Below are 26,595 nucleotides of genomic sequence, written 5' to 3' on the forward strand. Positions count from 1 at the left end.
GCTATTTCGGCTAAAAGACCCGTTTCGCGGGCCTTGCGGAGCAAATAAGCCATGTTTTCACTGGCTATTTCCGACGAGGCGGGCAGAATCGGGTCAATAAGCCATTTTTTATTGTCTATTTTCGCTCCCCGGCCGCATAAGCGTCGCGCCGCCAGCCTCCCACAGCCTTGCCATGGCGATAAGCGGATTGTGCCCCAGGTAATCTCTGCTTGGCGTGTTAAATTCGGTATGCGGTTTGCGCTTCAGCTCCAGCGGCGACCCGCCATGGGGATGGTAAAACTCCCAGATGGTGCCCGTCTCTTCGTACTGGCGGGCGGAGGCGTCGAGCGCCCGCTCCAGCAACCGCACGGCGGCATCGACCCGTCCGTAGCGGATACAGCCGCGCGCCGCCCAATAGGTCATGCTGTTCCAGGCCGGCCCCCTCCACATGCGCAGCTCGAACGCGGGATCGGATCCCGCTACTGTCGCGAGCGGATGCGCCGTGAACAGCTTCTGCCCGTTCAACAGATAACCGTCTATCGTCCGGTTTGCCTGTTCCGGGGATGCAGCGCCAACGACGACGGGCCAGATGCCCTCGAAGGCCTCGGCTCTTGTCTCCGGCCGGTCCACCGACCAGCTGTCGTAGAAGAATCCGGCCCGCTCGTCGTACAGCGATTCCCGTATAAAGGCGGCAAGCTCTTCCGCGCGCTGCAGATAACAGGGCTCCTCCTTGCCCAGCTGTTCGGACCAGCGATAGGCGTATTTGTACAGCCAATACAGATGCGAGGTAGCGTCCACGCACGCCAGACGGCCGCTGGGGGAGAGATCGAAGCGTACGCCTTCGTCCACGCCGCTCTCCCAGCTCCGGTTCAAAATATCGGTATAAAAAAAGCCTTCTCCCTCCGCCGAACGGTTCTTCTCATACCAGCCGATCAAGCGCCGCAGCGCATCGAAACAAGTCGCGAGGATCGTCCGGTCGCCGGTCGTCTCCACATAATCCTGCACCGCAACAGGCCAAACGGAAGGGTGGCCCGCCTTGTCGTTCCACCGCGGCTCCTCTTCGCCGAGCCAAATGCTCCCCGGAATCAATCCGTCGTCTTGCTGCAGGACCAAGTTATTAAGCAACTGAAACCTGGCATGCTCCGGCTCCGACGGGATCGCGTCCAGCACGGCATGCACGATGTCCCAATGGCCGAAGGCCGGACCGTAGCAATAGCCGGGCCCGATCTCCTCCCAGGGGAAAGGGAACGGTTTTCGCGGCGGATGCGTGCTCCTGGCATGCAGCTCCGCCACGTATCGCAGCATCGGGCGCCAGGCCGGCTTGCCGATTCTCCCTGCTTCGGCCATCAACTTTTCCAACATGATCGAAGTCCCCTTGCGTATTGTTCAAATCGGTTCATTCCAGCTCCATCCCGGCTTCGCGGATCAATCGCTCCAGATTGGCCCGTCCCTGCGCAATGCGCCGGTCCGTCTCCGCCAGCTCAAGCGGCCCGCCGCTATCCAGCTTCTCCACGACGATAGGTCCGTCGAAGTTATATTTCCCGAGCAGCTTGAACATCTCCAGGAACGGCATGTCTCCTTCTCCCGGCACCGGAAAGTCGTTGACCAGCTTGCCGCCCCGATGATCCTTGGCAACGAAGGAGGAGGACAGCCTGGCGATCTCATCAAACCCGTCCATGACGTCCGCTCCCTCGTATGCGTCAACATTGCCGGGATCGTAGCACGCTTTGATATGACTTGAACCGATCGCATCCAGGGTCATCTTCAGAATTCGCGCCGTAGCCGAATTGCCGGTATGCGGTTTGACAGACAGAACAAGCTCGCGCTTCTCCGCTTCCTCCGCAACGGCCTTAAACTTCTCAATAAACTGGATGTTCTCTTGCTCGAGCTCCTTGAGCGGCTTGGGTCGATCCGGGAATTTGTAGTAGCTGTACGTACCGAGCACATTGATCTCCTTGACACCCAGCGCCATGGCGATCTCCATCTGGCGAATGCCCCGCTCCCAGGGCTGGTTCACGCCAAAATGCTCGTGGGACAGCAGCATCGGAATCCGAAGCCCGAAGCTTTCCGCCTTCGCCTTCAAAACTTCCCAGGAAGCGGGATCCTCCTCGTCCGGGATCAGTTTGCCTTCATGATAGTAACCGAATACCACATGCTTGTACCCGGCACGGGCGATCGCTTCGAACGCGCGATCGATAGGATGCTGCAAGTAAGGCAGCGTCATGCAAGCCAATTGAACCATGCATCGAATCCTCCTGTCCTCCGTTATGCCCGTTCAACGCCGTTGAGAGTGCACCTTGCGCCTGCGGCGACCGTCTCGTGGACGATCATCGAGCCGTGCGCATCAAGGGAATACACGAAGAAGTCGGCGACGCCGCCTTCCTTCAGCATTCCTGCGCCTTCCGCTTCCAATCCGAGCATCCGCGCCGGATGCAAGGCAGCCATCTTGATCGCATCCGGCCACCCGGCGATACCCAGTTTGACGACGTTCGCCACCCCTGCGTGCAGCGGCAGCGCGGAACCGGCCATAATTTTTGGCGTGCTCTTCATATGAAGGAAACCGTTCGGCTCCAGTACCACGGCTTCGCCTTCTTCCCTCTCGTAGATGCCCGGAGGCATGCCTCCCCAGACTACCGCGTCGCTGGTCAGGATCGCTTTCTCCCCCTTGACGCGGATCATCACCTTAAGCGTGGAAGGCGGCAAATGAAAGCCGTCGGCGATCAACCCCGCCCACAGCCGTTCGTCCGCCAGCTGCGACCAGATATAGTTCGGGTGGCGCGGCAGAACCGGATGCGCCCCGTTGCCCAGATGGGTGCTCAGCGTAACGCCGGCTTCGACTGCGGCGCGGATTTCCTCCTCCGCAGCGGACGTATGGCCGATTGCGGCGATGACGCCATCCGCCTTCAGCCGGCGGATGAACGCCAGCGCTCCCGGAAGCTCGGGAGCCAGTGTAACCTTGACGATCCGGCCGCCGGCCGATCGTTGCCACGCTTCATACTCTTCGATGTCCGGAACGCGAACGAGGTGCCTGCTGTGCGCGCCGCGCGGACCGTCCTCCGGGCTGATGAACGGACCTTCCACATGAATGCCCGCCACGGCGTAACGAACGAGCGGGTCCGTCTCGCACGCTTCGGCGATCGTCCGGATGCTGTGACGCATGCGTTCGGCAGTTCCAGTCGTCACCGTCGGGCAGAACCGGGTAACGCCGCCCTCGGCCATCAGCCGAACGAGCCGGGTTATTTGCTGCGGCGTCACCGCCATCGAATTCAGGTCGATTCCGCCAAAGCCGTTCATCTGGATATCGATCAGTCCCGGGGCGATATACTTCCTCTCGCCGTCCGGCATCCCGCCGGGAGCCAGCTTGACGATCCGACCGCCCCCTGCGGTCACGGTTACGGGTTCACCGGTAGCGTAATGCAGCGCGGACCAGCAGTTTGTGGGTGTCGATGTCGATGTCGGTGTCGATGTCGGTATCGATGTCAGTGTCGATATCGGCTTCGGTGTCATACCCGCTCCCCGTCAAGGCCGATCAGCTCTTGCAACCGCACCGGCCGCTTCCCGGCGATCGAAATATTGGCGGCATCCCCGATCAAGAGCGACATCGCCCCCGCGCGCGAATCGGCCATATGGCCGAGCGGATCCGGCCTGTCGCCTGCAAACAGCATGCGGCGCAGCGCTTCGTCGGCTCCACCGTGGAAGCCCGTATTTTTGGCCATACGGTAAGTGATTTCCTCGCCCTTGCGGTTGAACAGCGACAACGTCGATTCGGGCACATCCTTCTCCAGTCCGCTGGTGAACTGGCGGGCTTCGATCCGGCCTTCCGACCCGTTGATCGACAGCTTCCAGCCTTCGTACGGACTGTGCGCGTTGAGCGAATAGGTGAGCAGCGTCCCGCGCGAGTACCTCACGTTCACGGACATCGTATCGTAGATGTCGATATCGCCCGCAAACACGCAGCCGTCGCGATAATAACCGTCCGCCGACTCCGCTTGACGATAATAGCTGTCGAAGAAGGCATCCTGCTCCAGGTCCAGATAGAACTCGCATGATGTTTTGTAGGCGCATGCAAGACAACGTTCCCCGCGCTGCTCGCGCGTGGGCCCGTAAAATCTCAGGTCGCCGAAGGCGTATACTTCAATCGGGTCCTCTTCCAGCCACCAGTTGATCAAGTCGAAATGATGGGTGGACTTGTGGACGAGCAGCCCTCCGCTTTTATCCAGGTAACGATGCCATCTGCGAAAGTAGTCGGCGCCGTGCGACGTATCGAGCATCCACTCCATATCGACGCTAAGAATACGGCCAATCGCCTGCTGCTTCAGCAATTCCTTGATGCGGGACGTATAGGAGATGAATCGGGCATTAAACGTTACCGTCACCCTTCGGCCGGTTCGCCGCTCCGCCTCAAGCACCGCCTTGCACTTGCGGTGATCCGTCGTCATCGGCTTCTCGCTGATGACGTCGAAGCCCGCTTCCATCGAGCGGATAATGTATTCGTCATGGGTATAGTCCACGGACGCGACGATGATCCGGTCCGCCCCGCTCCGGGACAACATCTCTTCGAACGTCCGGAACACCGGAATGCCGCCGCAATCCTTGCTCAGCCGCTCCGCTCGCAGCAAATTCGTATCGTAGACGCCGACCAACGCGGCATGCTGCCGCAATTCCTTGACGATCGGTTCGGCGAACATGTGGAACGCGCGGCTCCCCGCTCCGACCAACGCATATTTTTTCACGGCCGTTCCTCCCGTCACAATCGAATCACCCTTTGTTGCTCCGCGCTGGCGATGGCGCCGAACACCATGGCCATGCTCTTGATATTGTCCGCACAGTCGGTTTCCGCGGGGCGATTCTCGAGCAACGATGCGAACATCTCGTCCAGGCAGCCGTCGTGCCCTTCGCGGCCGGTCCATTCCTCCGCCGCATTCACCCGCGCGAGGTCGCCGGTCGCGCCGTTGCCCGCAACGACGCTGCAATAAGGATCGTTCGTCCCGTCCCACAGCAACGTGCCTTGCCCGCCGACGAAACGCCAGTCGCCATGCCACGACGTCGGCGCCCCTACCGCGCACCACGAGCCGTTGTACGTAAATACCGATCCGTCCGACATCTCAAATATGCACGCCGCCGACGAATTGCCGTCGTACCAGGAGTGGGAGGGGTTGAATTCGTGGCAATACACGGACACCGGGTCGGCCTGCAGCAAGTAGCGCGCCTCGTCGAACGTATGAATCGCCATATCGAGCAGCAGCGGGCTGCTCATCGTCTCCCGGAACCCGCCGAAGTGCGGCCCGAGGAAGAAATTGGCCGTCGCGAATCCCGGCTTGCCGATCGTTCCTTGCGCAATCAACCCGCGAGCCGCACGAATTTGTCTGGTGAACCGGCGGTTCTGCATCACCGCGTAGCTGCGGCCGCGCCGTTTCACCGTCGCCAGCACCTCTGCCGCGTCCGCCATTGTCGTCGCCATCGGTTTTTCGCCGAATACGTCGCAGCCGAGCGCCGTTGCTGTCAGCACCACCTGCTTGTGCACTTCCGGTATTGTCACATCGAACACGAGGTTGGCGCCGCTTTCGCGAATCGCCGTTTCCAGATCGGTATAGCAGCGAGCGGGATGAATGCCGTACTCCTGCGCCATCGCAGCCGCAACCGCCGGATGGATGTCGACCAGCGCGACGATTTCGACGTCTTCCCGCGCCGCCGCGTAAGCGACCCAGCGCCGGGCCATTTTGCCGCAGCCGACCTGTATGACCTTGAACCGTTTCTGCCCTGTCGTCATCGCTACGTCCTCCTGTATGCCTGCAGCAACGCCTGATTAATCGGGTTGCCCGAAATGGATATGAAAAAAAGCAAGGGCGTCTCTCAGATGCTCCGCCCAATAGGCCCAATCATGATCCCCCGGAAAACGGTTGAACGTATGGGGATAACCGATGTCCAGCAAATGCTTCTCAAAAAACAGGTTCGTATGAAACAAAAAGTCGTCAGCGCCGCAATCGAAATAAATCGCGGGCCGCTCGGGCGAATGAACGCGCTGCTGCGACAAAACGGACAGCTCGTATTGCCGGGCATACGGCCCGTTCGGCGGCCCGAACATCGGAGCCGTCTCGTAGGGCTGCAGCGTCTCCATTACTTGCATGTTTCCGGAAAGGCTGGCCGCGGCGCCGAACATGTCCGGATGCCGCAAGGCCAACATGATCGAACCGTAGCCGCCCATCGAATCCCCGGCAATCGCCCGCGCTGTCCGACTGGCGATAGTGCGAAACGTACCGTCAATGAACCCGACCAAGTCGTAGACCATATAATCCTCGAATTTACACTCGTTTCCTTCATACCAGTTCGCATAAAACGTCCCCCGGCCGTAGCCGCCATCGTTTGGCATTACCAGGATAACATCGCGCAACTCCCCGTCCCGCACCATGGCGGCAACCGTTTCTCCCGCATGCCCGTTTACCGGCCAGTCGAGCTCCATCCCGTTTCGGCCGTGCAGCAAATAAACAACCGGGTAACGCTCGTCGGTTTCTTCATAGCCTTGCGGCAAATGCACATAACAAACTTGTCTTCTGTTCAACGCACAGGAATAAAACAAATACGGCTTGGCGTCCAATGCACTCACCTCGACCCCAAAATTATTGCTCGCCTCCGACAGGAATTCGGACTTCCACCAACAAGCCGCCGAGCGAGCCGGTATGCAGCCGAATGCCGGAATCTTCGCCGAAACGGATCACCAGACGACGGTGTACGTTGCGCAGCCCGGTGTTTTCGTCTGCCGGAACCGCTTCGGCGTAAAGAAGCGACCGCATGTGCGCCAGCTTCTCCTCGGTCAGACCGTCTCCGTTATCCTCGACCGTTATGATCAAATAGCCATCCTCGCTGCGAAAAGAAATAAACAATAGCCCGTTGCTTAATTTTTCCTCAAACGCATATTTATAGGCATTTTCCACGATCGGCTGGATGATCAGCTTCGGCACCTGCAAGCTTTTCAAATGCTCCTGCAGCTCTTCGACAAATACCTGCACCCTGTCTTCCACCAGCAACCGTTGAATCTCCACATAATTTTGCACATGATTCATTTCTTTGAAAAAAGAGATGCTATCCTCGTCGCTCCGGGTCAGAAACTCGTAGTGCTGCCCGAGATAAAGGGCGAAGTCCGACGCCGACTTGTTCCGATTGCTCTGGATCAGCCGGTACAGCACAAAAAAATTATTATAAAGAAAATGCGGGTTAATTTGCGATTGCAGCCGTTTCAGCTCCGTTTGCTGGTTGACCATTTTTTGCTCGTACACTTCCGTAATCAAGGTTCTCAAATTGACGACCATCGTATTGAATCTGCCGTATATATAACGAAACTCGTCGTTTTTGGCATGCTCGATTGCAGTATGCAGCTGCCCGCGCTCCACATTGCGGAAGGAACCGACCAGCTTCTGCAGCGGCTGATGGAGCACGCGGTAAATCCAGTACGTAAACAGAATCACAATGCCAAGGGACAGCAGCGTCATGATCCAGAACAGCCACTTGTACATTTTCAGCGGATAGTAATATTCGTCGTCGGGGACGTATACGACCATAACGCTGTTAAACACCGCGGATTTCTTGAAGGCGGCGACATAATGGCGGCCGTCGATCGCCGCGTCCGTGATCAATCCTTTGTTCGCATCCGATTGCTGCGCCTTGGCATACATGACATCGCGCATCTGCTTGGCGTCCTTGGAGTAGCGCTCGCTCTGCAGGTCCCATGCGTCGCTGATCAGCATCGCCCCTCCGGCCTCGTAGGTGGCAATATTCTCAAGGAAGGAGTGCAGCTGGGAGAGGGACAGCTCGGCGGCAAGCAAAAACTGTTCTTCTCCTTGGCCATCCGGCAAATTGACGCTGTAATAATTGCCCATGAACAGGCGGTTGTTGATCGCCTTCCACAGCGGCCCGTTGGAAAACTCGCCGAGATGGTTGCCGATCAGCTCGATGGTGCTGTCGCTGGCAAGATGCAAATTCCAGTCCGGGAAGTCGACAATGACTTGATCCACGAACGTATTCATCGTTTGAACGTCGCCGGTAAACTTCTTCATCTCCAGCATAAACCCGACCTGGTCGTATTTATCGGGGTGGCTCAGGCTGAACTGCACCGTTCGGATCGCCATCGCGACAGTAATCTGATCGATATAATAATCGATGCGGAGCATTTCCCGCTCGAGCTGCAGCAGGCCCCTATCCGCCGTCGCGAGCAGCGCGTCGCCCATTTCCCTCCGATTTTTCTCTTCTCCCCAGTTGATGATAAAGTACGCAATGAAATACAACGGGATGAACACCGCAATGAACATGATCATCAGCTTGGAATAGATGGACGTATCCCTTCGCAGCAATCCGCTTGCCATTCGATTGCGCATGATGCCTCCCGCCGCACGATTGTCCGGACGAATGCCGCACACCGTTCGGTGCGGAAAAGACAAGAGGCAGCCACCTAGTGGCGCCTCCTGATCGTATCTGTTCGCCTGGGCGTGCCCTTATTTCTTGGCTCTGTTCGATGCCGTCACGTGAATATCGTGAATATCCTTCATGCCGAGCTTGTTCAAGCCGTCGACATAATCGTTCCATTCGCTCATCGGCCGTTTGCCGATCATGAATTTCGAGACGTTCTCCTCGGCGTACTTGCCGATCGCGGTTTGGATCAGCGACATCTTCTCGTTCTCCGCCGCGTTGAATTTGGGTGCAACCTGCGGCGGAGCCAGGTACTTTACCGCCACATCGAACGCCTTCCTCGTATCCGGGCTCATCAGCGAATTGACCACGTCGCTGTCAAACCACAGCTCGGTTCCGTTCGCCCGGATCCCGTATTTGTTGGTCAGCTCGAGCGCGTTGGTGATGCCGTTCATTTTTTTCTTGCCGTCGACGATGCTGTAGGTGACGCCTTCCTTGCCCCAACTGACCGCCTCTTTGCCTTCTTCGGTGAAGTGCCAGTCGATCAGATGAAACGCGCCTTCCTTGTTTTTGGCATCGGCGGTAACGGTCATGCCCATCTCGTACATGGCCGCGTAGCTGTTGAACGCGCCGCCGTTCGAGCCCGCCGGCGGAATCATCGACGACCACGTATAGTTCGGATCGGTTTTCCGGCCGACCGCCAGCCAGCCGTCGAGGTTGTCCAGGTAAGCGCTTTGGATGAACGCTTTGTTGTTATAGATCAGTTCGTTTCTTTGCTCGCTCTTCATGGTAAGGAAGTCCGGAGCGATCAGCTTCTCCTTGTAGGCGGTTGCAATGAACGTCACCAATTCTTTGTATTCGTCGGTTGCCGGTCCGTACACCCAATCTTTCTTCTTCGTGTCGTAGATCCATTCGCGGCTCGTATTGAACGACGCGGAAAGCAGCCCCGGCGCCCAACCGTCGAATACGAACGGATAGCTGTCGGGATACAGCTTCTTCAGCTCCCGCATCACATCGAGAAATTCCGTGTAGTTGGTCGGCGTTTTCAGGTTGTGCTTCTTGAAGATGTCTTCCCGGTAAAAAAACGAGGAGTCCAACTGCGAGTAGGCGCCCGGGTTGGGCGTCATATACAGCGCCCCTTCGGAATCGACCAGCAATTTGTAGTAGTCCGGATTTTTGTCGAGCCACTTTTTGAAATTGGGCATCTTGTCCATGTACTTGTTCAAGTCGAGCAGGAAGCCGTCCTGACCTGCTTTGTTGGCGCGTCTGGACGGTTCTACGTACATCATATCAGGAAGGTTGCCGGATGCCAAAGTCAACTCCCATGCTTCCCAGAATTGCCCGGGGTAGGCGCTTGGCTTGATTTGCACGCCCGCCTTTTCGCGATAAATGTCCCAGATCAGCCAGTTGTCCTTGAATGGAGCGCTTGGGTGGCTTTTGTAAATCGCCGTCACCGATCCCCAATCCTTCTGGGTCGGCTTGGCGGACGTTGCGGGCGGATTCGTCTTCTTGTCCGAAGCCGGGGCCGGCTGGTCCGAGGATTTCGTACCGCCGCTGCTGCATGCGACCGTAACCGCAAGCGACAAAATGAGAATAAACAGCATGCCTGTCCATCTTTTCATTCGTCTCAACACTCCTTAATCCCTTATTATTGTACAACAACCGCCTCTCCAATCAACCGGCAAACGATCCCCCTTCCTTTCGTCATGACGAGCCCCTGTTGTGTGATCAATCCCTTGGCCATGCAGCCGCAACATTCGATATCGAGGGATTCTGCTCATTATTATACGGATCGGCTATAGCGCCGAATATAAGCTACTCATGACTTTTATGTACAGTACATGACCATGCGGAGTGCCGAAAGCGCGCCGAAAATTTTTTTGTCATTAACATTATATCAATGTAAAAAGTAGTCTATATCCCGCCCGAATCGCTGCCTTCTATACTGGATGTGGATACGAAAAGACATGAACCCGAAGGAGTTTTGCGCATGCTAAAAGGTGTGAATCAATGGTGCTTTCCCGAAGGAACGCCCCTGGATTCGGTATTGGCCGTCAGCAAAGAGGCCGGTTATGACGCCATCGAATTGAATCTGCACGAAAGCGCCCATGCGGTTGGGCTGCATAAGGATATGACGGCTGCGCAGGCCGAGGCGGTCGGCGAACAAGTGCGCAGCCGCGGGCTGCAGCTCCGCAGCTTGTCGTGCGGCTTGTTCGGGAGCATGCCGCTCTCTTCCCCCGACGAATCCGTCCGGGAAAACGGGAGGAAGCTGATCGAGAAGCAGATTGAATTGGCGGCGCTGCTGGGCATCCGTTCCGTTCTGGTGATTCCCGGTTTTGTCAACAACGACGTTTCGTATGAGCAATGCTACACCCGCAGCCTGGAGGAGCTGAAGCGCATCGTCCCGTTGGCCGAACGTCGCCAGGTGCTTGTCGGCATCGAGAACGTCGGAAACCGCTTCCTGCTCTCCCCGCTGGAGATGATTCGTTATATCGATGCGCTGGATTCGCCCCAAGTCGGCTCCTATTTTGACGTCGGCAACGTGCTGCCCTTCGGCGGCATTCCGCAGATGTGGATCCGGCTGCTGCGTCACCGGATTTTTAATGTGCATGTCAAGGATTTCCGTCTCCGGGTCGGGAATGCGAACGGGCTTGTCCCGCTGCTCGCCGGCGACGTGGATTGGAAGATGGTCCGCGAAGCGCTGGTCGAGGTCGGCTACGACGATACCGTTACGGCGGAAATTTCGCCGTATGCGCAGGATCCATACCAGGCGGTTTACGACAGCGCGCGCCATATCGCGGTCATTCTCGGCGGCGCGGCTCGCTGACTACTATTTTAAAAGGAGATGCTGGGATGACAGTAAAAGTTGCTTTGATAGGGACGGGCGGCATCGCCAAAGGCCACCGGGAGCATATCGCCGCCAATGACAAGGCGAAGCTTGTTGCAGTTTGCGACATCCACAAGGAAACGGCGGAGCGGGTTGCCGGAGAGCATGGCGTATCTGCTTACACCGATTATGCGGTCATGCTGGAGAAGGAGAACATCGACGCCGTTTTCCTCTGCGTCCCTCCCTTCGCCCACGGCACCATCGAAGAAGAACTGGCGGCAAAGGGCATCCACCTGTTTTCGGAAAAACCGATCGGCCTTGATCCCGCGATTGCGGAAAAAAAGCTGGCGGTTATCAAGAAGGCGGGCATCCTCACTTCGACGGGATATTGCCTGCGCTATCTAGATATTGTCGAACAAGCCCTCGATTATTTGCGGGACAAAACGATCGCCATGACGCACGCCCACTACTTGTGCGGACTGGTGGAGACTCCCTGGTGGCGGGTCATGGCCAAGTCCGGCGGCCAATTGGTCGAGCAGACGACGCATATCGTCGACTTGATCCGTTGTTTGGCCGGCGAGATTGAGCGTGTCTATGCCAGCGCGGCACTGCGGGTTATGGGAGATGTGGAAAACCTCGATATACCGGACGTCTGCAGCGTCAACCTGACATTCGCCTCCGGCGCCGTCGGCAGCCTCGACTCCAGCTTCACGCAGCCGGACATGAGGACGGCCGCCGAAGTATTCGGCAGGGATTTTCGGCTGGGCATTTACAAGAACCGGTTGATCATCCGGGACAAGAGCGGGGAGCGGGAAGTGGCCGCGACGGTCAATCCGTACAAGGCGCAAGACGATGCTTTCATCGACGCGATCCTGACAGGCGATGCCGGGAAAATCAAAGTCCCTTACGAGGAAGCGCTCCGCTCCTTGCGTGTATCCGTCGCCGCCAATCAATCCGCCGCAAGCGGGCTGCCGGTCGTGCTGGAGCCGTCCGGTCGCAGCGGGAGGTAACCCGATGCCGAAGGTAGCCTTGATCGGGCTCGGAACGATGGGCCGCCTCCATGCCGAAACATGGCATAACATGGACGGCGTCGAATTGGCCGCCGTTTGCTCCGGCTCGCCGGAAGCGGCAAGGGCGGCAGCCGCCCGTTACGGCGCCGCCGCATTCGCGGACGTCGACGCGTTGTTCGCGGACGGCCGGTTCGACATCGTCGACATTTGTTTGCCCACTGCGCTCCACAAGGAAGTGGCGATTCGCGCCGCCGCGCACGGGAAACACGTCATTTGCGAAAAACCGCTCGCCTTGCATGAGCAAGACGCCCGGGAAATAGCCGAAGCCTGCGCCAGGCACAAGGTGCGTTTGTTTGTCGGTCACGTGCTTCGCTTCTGCCCCGAATACGAGCAAGCCCGAACGCTGACACGTGGCGGCGCGCTTGGGCCTGTCGGCGTCGTCCACCTGTCGAGGTCGGGCGTTTATCCGCTGGGCTCCGGCGACTGGTATGCCGATGTCCGCCGAAGCGGCGGCCTGGCGCTCGATATGCTGATCCACGATCTGGATTGGCTGCTCTGGACATTCGGCCGAGCCGAGCGGGTAGCCGCCCGGCGCGTCTGCCGCGGAGACAAGGACCGGCGGGTGGAGCTCGTATCGGCGACGATTCGTATGGAAGGCGGAGCCATCGCGTTGGTCAAAGGAAGCTGGGCTTATCCGCCGTTCGAAACGTCCTTTGAAATTGCCGGCAAGGAGGGCGTGCTCGTCCATCATAGCGGCGCCTCCGCTCCCTTGTCGTTCAAGAAGCCGCCCTCGTCCGGCGAAGAACGGCGCGACGCCGTATCGATCCCGGATATATGGCTGGCCGAAGACCCGATGACGCGTCAATTGGCGCATTTTATCGCTTGCATCGCAACCGGCAAGCCGGCCCTGGTTACGCCCGAAGACGCGATCCGCGCCATTCGGCTGTGCGAAGCCGTCAACCTTGCCGCCGAAACCGGCCAACCGGTCGATACGGGAAAGGAGCTCCGTCCATGAAACGCATCGGAATCGTCAGCTTCGCGCACATGCACGCGCACAGCTATGCGGCTGCGGTCGCGAGGAACCCCGAAGCGCAGCTTGCGGCGATCTGGGATGAGGAGGAAACGCGCGGCCGGGAGGCGGCCAGGCAATATGGCGGCACCTATTATCGTTGCCTGGAGGACATGCTGCTGTCGGCGCAGCTCGAGGCCGTGATCGTTTGCTCGGAAAATGCGCGCCATTGCGAGCATGTGATGGCAGCGGCCCGCGCCGGCATACATGTGCTGTGCGAAAAGCCGCTCGCGACGGACATCCGCCAGGCCGAGGAAATGGTCCGGTATTGCGCCGAGCGGGGAATCGCGCTTTCCGTCGCCTACCCGGTCAGACACGCCTATACGATCCGCAAGCTGAAGGAAATGATCGAAGAAGGCGCTTTTGGCGACATCGTGGCCGTCCACGGCACCAATCGGGGGAAAAAACCGGGCGGCTGGTTTATCGACGCCAAGCTGTCGGGCGGCGGTGCGGCGATCGACCACATCGTGCATCTGGCCGACATTTACCGTTATTTGCTGGCTGCCGAAGCCAAACGGGTGTATGCCGAGCTGGACACGGCATTCGGCGACACGGACGTCGAGGATTGCGGCATCGTCATGATCGAGTTCGATAATGGCGTACTTGCCACCATCGATCCCAGCTGGTCGCGGCCCGACGCTTTTCCGACATGGGGGGACTTCACCCTGGAGATTGTCGGCACGCGCCTATCCGCAACGCTCGACGTGATGAAGCAATCTTCCGTGCTTTACGGCAGCGGCGCCGTCGAATGGAAGCTTTGGCTCGATGACGTCGACCAGGCGATGATCGACGCGTTTATCGGCTGCCTCTCACAAGGCGCGGTGCCGCTGCCGATGGCCGACGGACATGCCGGCTTGCAATCGCTGAAGATCGTCAAGGCAGCTTATCGCTCCAATGCCGAATCCCGGTATTGCGAAATGGAGGCAGGTGTTCGACATGGCTGAACCGGAGTCGCACGTCCCCATCCTGGGCAAAACAAGCTATTGGCGGCGGGTGATCGCAAGCAAATATTTGATTCTCATGTTCCTGCCTACGCTGGTTTATTATGTGCTTTTTCAGTATTTGCCGATGTTCGGGATCGCGATCGCCTTCAAAAATTACAACGTCAGAAAAGGTGTCTGGGGAAGCGATTGGGTCGGCTTCCGGTACTTCGAGCTCTTTTTCAGCACGCCCGATTTTCTGATTCTGCTCAAGAATACGTTTCTGCTCGGTTTGTACAGCGTGATTTGGGGCTTCCCCGCTCCGCTGCTGCTTGCGCTGCTGATCAATGAAATCAGAAGCTCGGTCTTCAAACGATTCGTCCAGACAGTCAGCTATTTGCCCCACTTTATTTCCAATGTCGTCGTGGTGAGCATGCTGACGATGTTCCTCTCCCCGTCGGGAGGATTGATCAATACGATTATCGGCTTGTTTGGCGTCGAGCCGGTTTATTTTCTGTCGCTTCCCGAGGCGTTTCGAACGATCTACATTTCCTCCGGCATTTGGCAGAGCGTCGGCTGGGGGACCATCATTTATCTTGCTGCGCTGACGACCGTCGATCCGCATCTTTACGAAGCGGCCGATATCGACGGAGCCGGAAGGTGGAAGAAGATCTGGCATATTTCCATGCCGTCGATCTCCTCCGTTATCGTCCTGCTGCTGATCCTGAATATCGGCGGCCTGCTGTCGACCGGATTCGAGAAGGTGTTCCTGCTGTACAATCCGTTGACTTATGAAACCGCGGATATCATTTCGACCTACACGTATCGCGTCGGGCTTGTGAACGGCAACTTCAGCTACGCCGCCGCGATCGGGGTGTTCAACGGCGTCACGAACCTGTTGCTGCTTCTGGCTGCCAATTCTATTTCCAAGAAATACAAAGAGGTCAGCTTATGGTAGGGGGGAATGGCGTGAAATCAGCTAAAATCGACTTGTTCACCGTTATCAACACTGTTTGTATGCTTCTGCTGATCTCGACGATGATCTACCCCTTTATTTACATGCTGAGCATCTCGCTCAGCAGCCATGAGTTTGTGGCGCGAAACGAAGTGTTTTTCTGGCCGAAAGGGTTTACCACCGAGTGGTACGCACGCGTATTCGACAATAACCGCATCTATATCGGGTACCGCAATACGATCATCTACGTCGTTGTCGGCTCGCTCAGCTCGCTTGTAGTCACCTCGCTGGGCGCATTCGCGCTCTCCAAAAGCCGGATGGTGCTGCGGGGACCGCTTACCTTCCTGATCGTCTTCTCGATCCTGTTCAGCGGCGGGATGATTCCGACGTATCTGGTTGTCAAATCGCTGGGACTCATCAATACGATGTGGGCGATGATCCTGCCGAATTTGATCAGCACCTTCCACGTGCTGGTGTTTCGCGCCTTCTTCGAAGGCATTCCTGCGGAGCTTGAGGATGCCGGTCGAATCGACGGCTTGAACGACTTCGGTTTTTTCCTGCGCATCGTTGCGCCGCTGTCCAAGGCTGTCTACGCCGCCATCGGCTTGTTTACCGCCGTCGGGATCTGGAACGATTTCTACACGCCTTTCCTGTACATCAAAAATCAGGACCTGTACCCGCTGCAGGTGTTCCTGCGGGATCTGGTGATCGCCGGGCAGCTGGACAGCGAGGCGACGGCCGCGCAGCGAACCAATCAGACGGAAACGGTCATCCAGTCGTTGAAATATGCGACCATCATCATCGGCACCTTGCCGATCCTGGTCCTGTATCCGTTTCTGCAGAAGCACTTCGTCAAAGGGGTGCTCATCGGCTCCGTCAAAGGGTGATCGCCGCAGCAACGGAGAACCCTGGCGAAACCCGGTGAACCTTTGCGAAACCCGGCAACCCCCGGCGAAACCGGCTCCCGCTGCGCGCGGGGGTTAGGATTCCGATCGCTTCTTGTTTTCCGGATTCTTCGAACGATTAGGCCGAGGAGGAATCCGGAAAACAAAGGCGAACGCTGCCGCTTCTCCATCCCAACCCCCGCTCACCGCTCCCGCCCCTCGCCCCAAGCAGACATATTGCTCAAAGTGCGGCATTCTCCCCGCCGCCAACTAACAAATTCGCTTTTTGTGCCACTCCGATGAAGCACCTTGCGAAATAGGCCATGTTTTATGGCCTATTCCCCCAAAAACGGGCCCCCTTCCAAAATAGCCAGTGAAAACACTGGATATTTGGGTCAAACAGCCCCAATTAGACCGGATTTTCACGAATAACCAGCGAAATCACTGGCTATTTTGGGTCGACTGCCCATTTGAGGCCAAATAGGCCATTTTTCATTGCCTATTTTCACCTCAGCCCACCTCTGGCGAAATAAGCCGGAAAAGCCGCCTTAAACCGGCGGCGCCCAAACAGCCGGCCGGAACTTCCGTTCCGACCGACTGTTTGCTGCCGTTCACGCCTGCAAGCTCTCACGGTATTCCAGCGGCGTCATATTGGTGATTTTTTTGAAAAACCGGATGAACGCTATGCTCGAATTGTACCCCAGTGTTTGGGCGATTTCATGAATTTTCAGATGGCTGTTCCGGAGAAGATCCTTGGCTTTGATCAGCTTGACTTCGATGATATAGTCGGATATCGACAGTCCCGTCATTTCCTTGTACAGCCTGGACAGGTAGGAAGGGTTGAGATGGACGACTTCGCCGAGCCGGGGCAAGGAAATGTCCTCATGCATATGATGATGCACGTATTGCTGGACTTCCGAAACGATCCGGTTTGTTTTTTCGTTCGTCTCGGACAGGTTGGATTCGAAAATCAGGTTGGCCAGCTTCTCGAAGTAAGCGCCAAAATCATCGTGGATGTTGCCGGGATCGAGCACAAACAGCGGCGACAAATCGAATTTGGCGTGAAGGTCCGTCATGACATTGCGCTCGTTCAGAAAAGACAAAAAAATCGAAGCCAAAAAGTAATACGCTTCCACTTTGGCATATTCGTTCGTTGCCGCCTGCTTGGCCACAAGCTCCAGCAATTCCCGATACAAGTCGATAAACGGTTCTTTCCGGCTGCTGTGCAAGTAATCGAACAGCAAGCTGAATTGTCCGTACAGAAGCGGATGGATGGAATTCGACTTCGTTCCTTTGCCTCCCCGAGCGGAATTTTCGAGCTGCAGAAACTCCTCGTCCGTCAGCAGAAGCTCGCTGGTAAAGCCAATCCCCCGTTTCAGCATGAACAACAAGCTTTGAAACTTGTCCGGCAGCTCCTCCCATGGAACCGGGCGGCGACCGAGCAGGAAGGAAATGCGCAATTGCAGCAGCTCCCGGCACGTTTCCTGAACCGTTTCCAACGTTCCGTACAGGAACCGGGCGGCCCGCTTCCACGCCTCTTCGTCGGACAAATCCACCTGCCTCGGCTGCAGCAGCCATACGAGCTTCGTCCGTTCGAACGGCGTATGCAAAAAGTACAGCGACGCCGAGAAGTATTCCGCTGCGATGTTCGAAACGGCGTACAACAGCAACGTGCGGTCGGAAACGTTCATCAGTTCCTTCCAACCGTCCATTCGGGCAATCAAGACGAATACGGGCTTGTCGGCCGCAAGCGGAATATGGTAATACGCAAATTGCTGCCGACGGGACACCTCGGATTTATGAATCCCTTCCAGCATTTCAAGCGCGTATTCCTTCCGATGAGTCGACTTGGCCCTGTCCATATCGGTCTGCGCCCGTTCGATCAATTCCATGTTTCTCAGCTCGGCGTTCAGCGTCTGCACCGCCCGCCCGATCACCTGGACAATACGTTCGTCCCCTTCCGTTTTGAGTACGTATTCGAACCCCCCTTGATTGATGAGCTCCTTGGCGTATTCAAAATCGTTGTAGCTTGTCAGGAAAATAACCTTGCAGCGCGGCCATTGCCCTCTGATCTCCCTGAGCAGATCGATTCCTGTCTTCACCGGCATTTTGATATCCGTCAGGACGATATCGATCTTCGTGCCGCTCAGCACGTCCAGCGCCTCGAACGCCGAATACGCTTTGAACAGCTCCAGTTGCGCAGCCATGTTGTGACGGAGCATGTCCATCAGGCCGTCCGCCACAATTTTGATATCGTCCACAATCAGCAGTCGGAACACGGCGTTCCCCTCCCGCATGGTGAATCGGTCCAGTACCTTCCATTATAAATGATAACCCAATCGAAAGCGTTCTATCATTCCCGGCGCCGTAAAAAAAGACGCACCCCGACCATAAATCCGGAGGTGCGCCTCTTCGTTCCGATGAATCGGGGTTGCGGCAAGCCGCCCTAGCGATTCCGCGCGTACGAGAGCGGGCCGGGTCCGTGGCCGGGGAAAATTTCATTAAGCCGGGCTATGGCGGACTCGTCCAACTTGACCTCCACGGCTCGCAGCGAGCTTTGCAGTTGAAGGATCGTACGCGGCCCGACTATAGGGGCGGTCAAGCCGGGATGCAGCAGAATGCCTGCCAATGCCACAACGTCTTCGCTTTCGCCGATTTCCTTGCAGAATGCGGAGAACGATTCGAGCTGTTCCCGGTGACGGTCGATCTTGCCTTGCGTCATACCGGACAAGGTGTAGAAGCTTCTTGTATTTTCGGCCGGCTTCCTTGCGTTGCCGCCCAGCAATCCGCCGCCCATCGGGCTGTAGGCGATGACCCCGATGCCGTGCTCGATCGCAGCAGGCAGGAGCTCCAGCTCCGGCAACCGGCACATGAGATTGTAAATATGCTGCTCGGATACGAGGCCGAACTTGTGGCGCAGCTTCGCTTCGTATTGCGCTTTGACCAAGTCCCGCGCGCCGAAATTGCTCGAGCCTACATAGAGAATTTTGCCTTGGTACTGCTGAATGTCGAAAGCTTCCCAAAGCTCGTCCCATGACGTGTGGCGATCGATATGATGCATCTGATACAGCTCGATATGGTCGGTTTGCATCCGGCGCAGGGAAGCTTCCAGATTGCGGCGGATTTTAAAAGCCGACAGGCCGTCGGCCTTGTTGGGTCCGTCCTCCTCGGGGCTGGCAACCCCGGTAAACACCTTCGTTGCCAGCACAACCTTCTCCCTGCGGCCGCCTCCCTGGGCAAACCAGCGACCGATAATTTCTTCGGTTTTGCCTTTGCCATAATTGTTCGACGTATCGAAAAAATTGATTCCGGCATCCACTGCGGCATCCATGATGTAGAAGGCATCCTTCTCGCTCGTCACGCCGCCGAAATTCATCGTGCCGAGACACAAGCGGCTGACCCGCAAACCCGACTTCCCCAAATACGTGTATTCCACTTTACGTTCACTCCGATCCCCGATTTATTCGTTGTCATGGCTGTCATCCCACACTATTTACTTTATTGCAGCCGCGCCGATTATGAAATAATCATATGATTACATTCATATACACATCGCGACTACGCAAAAGGGCTGTCATTGGTCCGAACCGGCTATACGGTTCAAGACCGTTTGAAACCCGCCATTTCCATACAACAAACAATTTTTCACCCTCGAAACAATCGCACTGCTCCGGTTCGTTTCGTCGATGATCTCCAGATAGGTCGAACCGTTGATCAGCAACCGGGCGATTTCCAGGCGCAGCGCCAAGCTCTGCATTTCTTTAACCGTACAGAGATCGCCAAAAAAAGCGTAGCACTCTTCCCTCGATCGAAGGCTTAGGATCGCATCGAACAATTGATCGGCATCTTTATTGTTTTCGTTATTGCGAGTCACACCCATCCCGCCTCTGCGACCAACTGTACAAATAGTTTTTGTCTTCCATTGCATGTGCGGCCTTGACTACCTTCAACGGTCGGAACGTATCGAGCATGACGGCCAATTCCTTTGTTTCGGTTTTGCCGATGCCGGCTTCGATCGTGCCGGGGTGCGGACCGTGCGGAATTCCTGCCGGATGCAGCGTTACGGAGCCGATATTAATATTTTTGCGGCTCATAAAATTCCCTTCCACGTAATAAAGCACTTCGTCGCTGTCCACATTGCTGTGAAAATACGGCGTTGGAATCGCTTGCGGATGATAATCGTACATTCTCGGCACGAACGAGCAAATGACGAAGTTGTGCCCTTCGAACGTCTGGTGAATGGGAGGCGGCATGTGAATGCGACCGGTAATGGGCTCGAAGTCCCCGATATTCAAAATATACGGATACAAATAGCCGTCCCAGCCCACGACATTCAACGGGTGACAACCGTAAATGTGGGCATGCAGGTTTCCTCCGACTTTCGTCCGAACCTCGAACTCTCCGGTGTCGGTATACGTTTCCAGCGTTTCGGGCAAACGAATGTCTCTTTCGCAGAACGGGCTGTGTTCCAGCAACTGACCATGTTCGTTGCGATAACGTTTCGGAGTGGAGATGCAGCTGCTCGTTTCGATCACAAGAAGCTTTGACTGCCCCGGATCGGGAACAACCCTGTAGATCGTCCCGATCGGGATGACGATATAATCTCCCGGTCTGTACCGCAGCGTACCGAACATCGTTTCGAGTATTCCGGTGCCGCAATGGACGAACAGCAGTTCATCTCCGGAACCGTTTCGGTAAAAATAGTCCATCTGTTCCGTCAGGTTAACGACCGCCATAAGCACATCGTCATTGCCGACCACGTAGTGCCGGCCGCTAACCGCATCCCCTTTTTCCCGATGGGCGGACGTGTTGAAGTGGCGATAACCAAGCGCGCCCGGCTCTTCGTAAACGATATCGAGGGCACCCAAATATTCCGCTCTCAATAGTTCCGTCGGCGCCGAATGATGGTAAAGGATCGATTGGATCCCCGAGAAACCTTTGGTCCCCATTACTTGCTCGCGATACAACCCGCCGTCCTCGTTGCGAAACTGCGTGTGGCGTTTATGGGGAATCCGCCCCATGCGGTGATAGAACGGCATAAGAACCCCTCCTTTTCTCCGCGATTATAGTGAGGACGGCAAGATGCGTCCGGTTGCTTCCCCGAACCCGACGCGGTATCCGTCCCCTTGGCACCAGCCCGACAGCGTCAACTGATCGCCATCCTCCAGCCATACACGTTGCTCGCGGCTGCCGAGCCGCAGCGGCTCCGTGCCTCTCCAGGTCAATTCCAGCATGCAGCCCCGGCTTTCTTTCCGTGGGCCGCTGATCGTCCCGGAGCCCAGCATATCGCCGACGCGCAAATTGCAGCCGCTGCTGGTGTGATGGGCGATCTGTTGGGCCATACTCCAGTACAAGTGGCGGAAATTGCCGGCAGAGATGCGTTCCGGCTGCTGCATGCTTTCGCTTTTCAGATATACCTCAAGTTGAATATCGAACGAATGGGGACCGTTATGTCGCAAATAAGGCAACGGCTGCGGCTCCTGTATTTCGCCGGAAATGCGGAATGGCTCGAGCGCTGCGAGCGGAACCACCCAAGGGGAGATGGAGGTAGCAAAGTTTTTCGCAAGAAACGGTCCGAGCGGCTGGTACTCCCAGGACTGAATATCGCGGGCGCTCCAATCGTTGACCAGAACAAGGCCGAATATATGCTCCTCCGCATGCGTGATCGGAACAGGGCAGCCCAGCTCGTTCCCCTTGCCGATCAAACAGCCGACCTCGAGTTCAAAATCCAGCTCCCTGCTCGGACCGAACATCGGAGCCGCCGCTTCCGGCGGCTTCCGTTGTCCGAGAGGGCGCCTGATATCCGTACCGCTCACCACGATGGAGCTTGCGCGGCCATGATAGCCGACCGGCAGGTGGAGCCAGTTCGGCATCAGCGCATTGTCTTTGCCGCGAAACATCGTGCCTACATTCGCAGCGTGATCTCGCGAAGCGTAGAAGTCGGTATAATCTCCGATTTCGACCGGAAGCAGCATGTCGACATCCGTCCGGGGAACAAGAGCCCTTGCCCGCAATTCGGCATTGTCCCGCAGCTTCGGATTGTCGTTTGCAAGCAAGCTTTGAATTTCCTCGCGAGCGGCTTTCCACACGGTACGACCAAGCGCCATAAACGCATTCAGCGACGGTTCGCTCCAGATCCTGATAGGGGCGGCTTCAGTCGATTTCAGATACCCGGCTTCCTCCAGAACCGCCAGATCCAATACGTAATTCCCAATGGCGACGCCGATTTTCGGTTGACCGCCGCCGGTGCGGGGCCGAAAGACGCCGTACGGCAAATTTTGAATGGGGAAATGACTGTCCGGGGCCACCTCGATAAAAGAACGCAACATAGCTAGCCGCACCTCTGTTCGAATGGATATAATTGACGCAACTCCTCCCGCGGCTCGTCGAAGCTGCAGCTCCCGAAGGCGCACAGTACACGGTTGCGAAGTGTTTCCACCTGCCGGGCAGAAACCGAAAGCTCCCGCCAGCCTAGCCCCTCTTCCGCAAAGGAAAAGCTCGCCGGGTTTTCTTCCGCCATCATTTGTTCGATCTCCGCTACATTCAGCATATGAGTGTGCGCCAACAAACCAGCCATAAAAACATTGAGAAATCCGTGCATGTTCGTCCCAACTTCCTCCCGGTACATGCGAACGGGATGATGCAGGCCTGCGGTGAATTTCATTGCCAATCCCCGGTCACGGCACTCCGCCAGAAATACGGCAACTTGCCCGGGAGTCGGGAAGGCGTCTGCCGTGACACCACCCGTCCTCAGCTTGACGCCTGGCTGCAAAGGACCGCTTCCATTAAAGAGCGCGATTTCGTCAAGTGCCTTCCGCATATTGGCTTCCCAGTTGTCGTGAAGCGGGTGGGTCATTTCACAAAATACTTGCAGCTCCTCTGCTCCCGCAGTCGATGCGATGTTAGCGAGCAATCGCCGATCAACCGCCGCGGGAGGCAGCGGAAGTTCAAGCATACCGATCCGGATCGAAGCGCCATGTTGCTTGCGAAGCTGCCCAATCTTCGTCAAGCCGTCTTGCAGCAGATATAGGGTTCCTTCCGCCGACTTGCTTCGGCCGATTACCACCGCCAGCGGCAGCGGACGTTCGGCGGTAAATAGCGGCATGTACGCATCCAGCTGTGGCAATTGAGTCGCCGCCAGGACGAAATTACCAAGCATCCAGGCATCCGGCCCGTTCCGGTATGCCGCATAATGACGAATAGCGGACTCCAGAGGCAGCGCCGCAGGCGGAAACAATCCCGCATAATCGATTATTTGTCCCATGAAGGCTTTCATGCTGGCAAACATGACGTTACCGCCTCTCCTTCGACGAAGCTTCGTTTACAGGTTGCCTCGGCTCGCCTGCTCCCGTTCGATCGATTCGAACAACGCGCGGAAATTCCCTTCGCCGAACGTAGTCGCCCCTTTGCGTTGGATAATCTCAAAAAACAAAGTAGGTCGGTCCACAAGCGGTTTTGTGAAAATTTGCAGGAGGTATCCCTCTTCGTCGCGGTCGACAAGAATGTTGTTTTCGCGCAGCTTCTGCATGTCTTCGTCGATTGGGCCGACCCGACCGGTTAATGCTTCATAATAGCTGTCCGGCGTACGAAGGAACTCAATCCCGTTCGCACGCATCATCTGCACCGTTGCGATAATATCGTTGGTCAACAGGGCAACGTGCTGAACGCCAGGGCCGTTGTAAAATTCCAGGTATTCTTCAATCTGCGATTTGCGTCTGCCGGCAGCCGGTTCATTGATCGGCATCTTGATGCGGCCGCCGTTAAACAGCACCTTCGACATCAAGGCGGAATATTCCGTGCTGATGTCTTTGTCGTCATAGTGGATCAAATCCTTAAAGCCCATGACGCGCTCGTAATAGGAAACCCATTCGTCCATTCGCTCTACATTGCCGACCACATGGTCGATCCCGATCAACCCGGCATCCTGATGGGCAATGCCCCCTTCCGCAGCCTGGTATCCCGGGGCGAACGGACCTTGGTAATTTTTTCGTTCCACGATGGAATGAACCGTATCGCCATATGTGCCGATCATCGCTTTTTTAAAGGTTCCGTAGTCGTCCGAAAGTGTCTGGGGTTCCTGGATGGCATGCGCTCCGCGCGAAATCGCCTCGGCGTAAGCCTTTTCAACATCGTCTACCCGGAACGCAATATCCTTTGCCCCTTCTCCATGCTTCTTGATAAAGGCCGCAATCGAATGGTCTTCCTGCAGCGCGCCGGAAATAACGAAGCGTGCTTTCCGCTGCTCAAGCACATAAGAAACCTTGTCTCTCTGGCCGGTTTCCAATCCGGCATAAGCGATCACCTTGAAGCCAAACGCCCGGCACAAGAAATAGACCGTATGCTTGGCATTTCCCACATAAAATTCAATATGATCAAAATCCTGAATCGGGAAAAAATCTTGCTGCTTCTCCGTCCTGTCAATCGCTTGTTTAGCCATGTGCGGTTCCTCCTGGATATAAGTAGCCAACGTTCCTGATTGCCATTATATTCAGGCTTCCGGTTTCCCGCAAAAACGTGCAATGATGTGTGCAAGTGGCGACGCACTCACGCTTTAATGCGTTTACTTGCAGCGGCATGCCTTGCGGCAGCAGGCTTTTTCGTTATTTTTCTCTAAAAATAACATCAGGCGATCCCCCCTGTCGAAGGACCGCCTGCAAAAAAATTTAAGGAGCAACTGCCTCGGCAGTTGCTCCTTATAAACGATCGTGCCCATTAAGCCGCTGGGTCAACAACTAAGCTGGAACATACGTCAACCTGATCGCCTGATCGCCAATTCGATCGCTTGCCACAAGGCGCAGCGGCGGCCGCGGACCGGCGAAGAACGGCTTGCCGTGACCCAGTACGACTGGATGGAGATAGAGCCGATACTCATCAACGAGACCGAGCTCCGTCAGACTGTGCGCCAACTCCGGCCCGGCAACTTCAATCACCCCTTCATGCTGAGCCTTCAGTCCACGTATGGCCGTTGCGAGGTCGCCCTCGATCAGAGAAGCGTTCGGACCGACGGACGTTAACGTCCTCGACACCACCCACTTCGGTTTGCTTTGCCACGCCGCTGCGTATTCCCGTTCCGACTCGTCCCATTCATCATGATCATCGTCCCAATACCGCATCGTCTCGTACATGCGGCGCCCGTACAGGCTGCCTGTCAGATCGCGCACATCGTCGATGAAATGACGGAATAACACGGGGTCGGGCTGAAACGCCATGTGGTCGACGAAACCGTCCAGAGACTGGTTCAATGCGAAAACGATCTTTGCCATGCGACCGACTCTCCTCCCTGGGTTTCTCTTACATTCATCATCAGGCTTACGCGTTCCATTTGTAGCCTCCTTCATGTCTGCATGTTATCTCTAGTTTATCGAAGGAGGGTAAATTAAACAATACTGCCTCATAGAGTGCTTGAAGCTTGAACCAGAAGATCGGCAAGGAGACCGTAATCGGGAGTATCCTCTTTTCGAATTTTTAGCCATTTCCTCTCGTCCGGCCCTTCAAATCCTTTTGGAAACGTAAGGCCGGAAGTATTCATGATCATGAATGCAATGGCATCTTTCGACGGCGATATAACCGCTGCATAATGTCCATCTTTCAGGAAGTGGGGCTTCTTGTATTGAATGCGTTCTTCGGCTTCCGGAATAACCTGATGTACCATCTGGCGCAGTTGGTTACTGACCTCGATTTGCCATGGTTGACTTAGGCTCTCGATAAATGCGGAAACTTCCTGATTCATCATTGCTATTTCAGCTCCTTATCACAGTTAGTGTTGGACAGAGTCAGAGACCTGACGAAGATTTTCACATTCTCTTCTATGAACTGATCGAGACTGATACCTGGATAATTGTTACCCGCTTCCAAATCGTTAATGAATGTGCCGTATTGAGCCATCATGAATGTAAACGCCTGCATAGTGGGGTTCGCACAAGCTATTTTGCCTTTGTCGCTCATTTCAACGAAGTAATCTGTCAGAAACATCAGCAATTGCCGAGGATGTTGCAGTCGACGTTCTTTAAATCCGGGGATATGGACCTCATCCTTTAAGGCGATCAGAATCAGCTTGCGGTCTCGGTTCATGATGTCATGATATTTTTTGCTGATGGCTAGCAGGTCGACTTCTAACTCCCATACAATCTGCTCGTTGAAGAGTACTCGCATCTCTTCGGCATACTGAAATCGTTCAAGGGCGGCTTCCAGCAAATTCTGCTTGCTGCCGAAATGTCGAAAAAGCGTCTTTTCGCTTAAATCGGCCGATGAGGCGATTTCCTCCGTCGTGACGCCATGGTAGCCTTTCTCCGAAATCAGGTCGATCGCAGCCCGTAACAATTTCTCTGCGCTCCCTTGCTTATTTTGACGCATGATCAACTACCTTTCTGCAGATTATAAATTGTCTGTCAGTGGTGACTGACATTATCTTATTCCAAAGTTAACCTGCCGTCAAGACGCCTGCACCTCTTTTTGTTTCCCGCCAGATTATCTGGCGTTGTAACTAACCTCCCCGATAGCTCAATGATGCCCGTTTTCTTCGTTCCCGGAGGAACCGTCAGCTCATGACAA

25 protein-coding genes are annotated in these 26,595 nt (G+C 56.1%); 6 read left to right on the top strand and 19 right to left on the bottom strand.

The window, feature by feature from the left end:
• Positions 1-108: 108 nt before the first annotated feature.
• The 9 genes from EXY20_RS09485 to EXY20_RS09520 are packed head-to-tail and all read right to left on the bottom strand — an operon-like array spanning position 109 to position 10,001.
• The gene (locus EXY20_RS09485; protein ID WP_135550146.1) at positions 109-1,341 is read right to left on the bottom strand and encodes an amylo-alpha-1,6-glucosidase; all 1,233 of its coding nucleotides are present in this window, start codon (positions 1,339-1,341) and stop codon (positions 109-111) included.
• A gap of 34 nt (positions 1,342-1,375) precedes the next feature.
• Entirely contained in the window at positions 1,376-2,221 is an 846-nt protein-coding gene (locus EXY20_RS09490) for a sugar phosphate isomerase/epimerase family protein (RefSeq protein WP_135550148.1), read from the bottom strand.
• Between the two features lie 23 nt (positions 2,222-2,244).
• On the bottom strand, positions 2,245-3,369 hold the full coding sequence (locus EXY20_RS09495; protein WP_167859116.1) for an N-acetylglucosamine-6-phosphate deacetylase: 1,125 nt from the start codon (positions 3,367-3,369) through the stop codon (positions 2,245-2,247).
• A gap of 10 nt (positions 3,370-3,379) precedes the next feature.
• Positions 3,380-3,502 carry a hypothetical protein gene (locus tag EXY20_RS40255; protein ID WP_268966134.1) on the bottom strand — a complete coding sequence of 41 codons (123 nt, stop codon included), beginning with the start codon at positions 3,500-3,502 and terminating at the stop codon, positions 3,380-3,382.
• The gene (locus EXY20_RS09500; protein WP_135550152.1) at positions 3,483-4,712 is read right to left on the bottom strand and encodes a Gfo/Idh/MocA family protein; all 1,230 of its coding nucleotides are present in this window, start codon (positions 4,710-4,712) and stop codon (positions 3,483-3,485) included. Before EXY20_RS09500 ends, EXY20_RS40255 begins: the two co-directional genes overlap by 20 nt.
• Positions 4,713-4,726: 14 nt before the next feature.
• Positions 4,727-5,749, bottom strand: coding sequence for a Gfo/Idh/MocA family protein (locus EXY20_RS09505; protein WP_135550154.1), 1,023 nt, complete (start codon positions 5,747-5,749; stop codon positions 4,727-4,729).
• A 36-nt stretch (positions 5,750-5,785) separates the two neighbouring features.
• On the bottom strand, positions 5,786-6,583 hold the full coding sequence (locus EXY20_RS09510) for an alpha/beta hydrolase (RefSeq protein WP_235885470.1): 798 nt from the start codon (positions 6,581-6,583) through the stop codon (positions 5,786-5,788).
• A 13-nt stretch (positions 6,584-6,596) separates the two neighbouring features.
• Entirely contained in the window at positions 6,597-8,411 is a 1,815-nt protein-coding gene (locus tag EXY20_RS09515; RefSeq protein WP_135550156.1) for a sensor histidine kinase, read from the bottom strand.
• Between the two features lie 54 nt (positions 8,412-8,465).
• Positions 8,466-10,001, bottom strand: coding sequence for a type 2 periplasmic-binding domain-containing protein (locus EXY20_RS09520; protein WP_135550158.1), 1,536 nt, complete (start codon positions 9,999-10,001; stop codon positions 8,466-8,468).
• Positions 10,002-10,369: 368 nt separating this feature from the next.
• Here EXY20_RS09520 and EXY20_RS09525 point away from each other — a divergent pair, with 368 nt between their 5' ends.
• Genes EXY20_RS09525 through EXY20_RS09550 form a run of 6 tightly spaced genes read left to right on the top strand, consistent with a single transcriptional unit; the run spans position 10,370 to position 16,047 of the window.
• The gene (locus EXY20_RS09525; protein WP_135550160.1) at positions 10,370-11,206 is read left to right on the top strand and encodes a sugar phosphate isomerase/epimerase family protein; all 837 of its coding nucleotides are present in this window, start codon (positions 10,370-10,372) and stop codon (positions 11,204-11,206) included.
• A 26-nt stretch (positions 11,207-11,232) separates the two neighbouring features.
• A complete protein-coding gene (locus EXY20_RS09530; RefSeq protein WP_135550162.1) occupies positions 11,233-12,216 on the top strand; it encodes a Gfo/Idh/MocA family protein in 984 nt (327 codons plus the stop codon).
• Between the two features lie 4 nt (positions 12,217-12,220).
• Positions 12,221-13,231 carry a Gfo/Idh/MocA family protein gene (locus EXY20_RS09535; protein ID WP_167859117.1) on the top strand — a complete coding sequence of 337 codons (1,011 nt, stop codon included), beginning with the start codon at positions 12,221-12,223 and terminating at the stop codon, positions 13,229-13,231.
• Positions 13,228-14,229 carry a Gfo/Idh/MocA family protein gene (locus EXY20_RS09540; protein WP_135550166.1) on the top strand — a complete coding sequence of 334 codons (1,002 nt, stop codon included), beginning with the start codon at positions 13,228-13,230 and terminating at the stop codon, positions 14,227-14,229. The genes EXY20_RS09535 and EXY20_RS09540 overlap by 4 nt, the downstream gene beginning before the upstream one ends.
• Positions 14,222-15,163, top strand: a complete 942-nt coding sequence (locus tag EXY20_RS09545; protein WP_135550168.1) for an ABC transporter permease — start codon at positions 14,222-14,224, stop codon at positions 15,161-15,163. Before EXY20_RS09540 ends, EXY20_RS09545 begins: the two co-directional genes overlap by 8 nt.
• A gap of 11 nt (positions 15,164-15,174) precedes the next feature.
• A complete protein-coding gene (locus EXY20_RS09550; protein WP_235885479.1) occupies positions 15,175-16,047 on the top strand; it encodes a carbohydrate ABC transporter permease in 873 nt (290 codons plus the stop codon).
• 608 nt (positions 16,048-16,655) lie between these two features.
• Here the strand turns inward: EXY20_RS09550 and EXY20_RS09555 are convergent.
• The 10 genes from EXY20_RS09555 to EXY20_RS09600 all read right to left on the bottom strand — a co-directional run bounded on the left by EXY20_RS09555 (position 16,656) and on the right by EXY20_RS09600 (position 26,397).
• The gene (locus EXY20_RS09555) at positions 16,656-18,323 is read right to left on the bottom strand and encodes a response regulator (protein WP_167859118.1); all 1,668 of its coding nucleotides are present in this window, start codon (positions 18,321-18,323) and stop codon (positions 16,656-16,658) included.
• Between the two features lie 167 nt (positions 18,324-18,490).
• Complete coding sequence (locus tag EXY20_RS09560) at positions 18,491-19,480, bottom strand: aldo/keto reductase (protein WP_135550174.1); 990 nt, start codon at positions 19,478-19,480, stop codon at positions 18,491-18,493.
• Positions 19,481-19,618: 138 nt separating this feature from the next.
• Positions 19,619-19,918, bottom strand: a complete 300-nt coding sequence (locus tag EXY20_RS09565) for a YerC/YecD family TrpR-related protein (RefSeq protein WP_235885481.1) — start codon at positions 19,916-19,918, stop codon at positions 19,619-19,621.
• Entirely contained in the window at positions 19,905-21,083 is a 1,179-nt protein-coding gene (locus EXY20_RS09570; RefSeq protein ID WP_135550179.1) for a homogentisate 1,2-dioxygenase, read from the bottom strand. Before EXY20_RS09570 ends, EXY20_RS09565 begins: the two co-directional genes overlap by 14 nt.
• A 24-nt stretch (positions 21,084-21,107) precedes the next feature.
• Complete coding sequence (gene fahA, locus EXY20_RS09575; RefSeq protein WP_135550197.1) at positions 21,108-22,373, bottom strand: fumarylacetoacetase; 1,266 nt, start codon at positions 22,371-22,373, stop codon at positions 21,108-21,110.
• A 2-nt stretch (positions 22,374-22,375) separates the two neighbouring features.
• Entirely contained in the window at positions 22,376-23,332 is a 957-nt protein-coding gene (locus tag EXY20_RS09580) for a hypothetical protein (protein ID WP_135550199.1), read from the bottom strand.
• A 33-nt stretch (positions 23,333-23,365) separates the two neighbouring features.
• Complete coding sequence (gene hppD, locus EXY20_RS09585; protein WP_135550201.1) at positions 23,366-24,481, bottom strand: 4-hydroxyphenylpyruvate dioxygenase; 1,116 nt, start codon at positions 24,479-24,481, stop codon at positions 23,366-23,368.
• A gap of 295 nt (positions 24,482-24,776) precedes the next feature.
• The gene (locus EXY20_RS09590; protein ID WP_135550203.1) at positions 24,777-25,307 is read right to left on the bottom strand and encodes a dihydrofolate reductase family protein; all 531 of its coding nucleotides are present in this window, start codon (positions 25,305-25,307) and stop codon (positions 24,777-24,779) included.
• A 128-nt stretch (positions 25,308-25,435) separates the two neighbouring features.
• Positions 25,436-25,774, bottom strand: coding sequence for a DUF1801 domain-containing protein (locus EXY20_RS09595; protein ID WP_135550354.1), 339 nt, complete (start codon positions 25,772-25,774; stop codon positions 25,436-25,438).
• 5 nt (positions 25,775-25,779) lie between these two features.
• Positions 25,780-26,397 carry a TetR/AcrR family transcriptional regulator gene (locus tag EXY20_RS09600; RefSeq protein ID WP_135550205.1) on the bottom strand — a complete coding sequence of 206 codons (618 nt, stop codon included), beginning with the start codon at positions 26,395-26,397 and terminating at the stop codon, positions 25,780-25,782.
• Positions 26,398-26,595 lie beyond the last annotated feature (198 nt).

The sequence above is a fragment of the Paenibacillus cymbidii genome (assembly GCF_004764705.1).
Lineage (GTDB): Bacteria > Bacillota > Bacilli > Paenibacillales > NBRC-103111 > Paenibacillus_AN > Paenibacillus_AN cymbidii.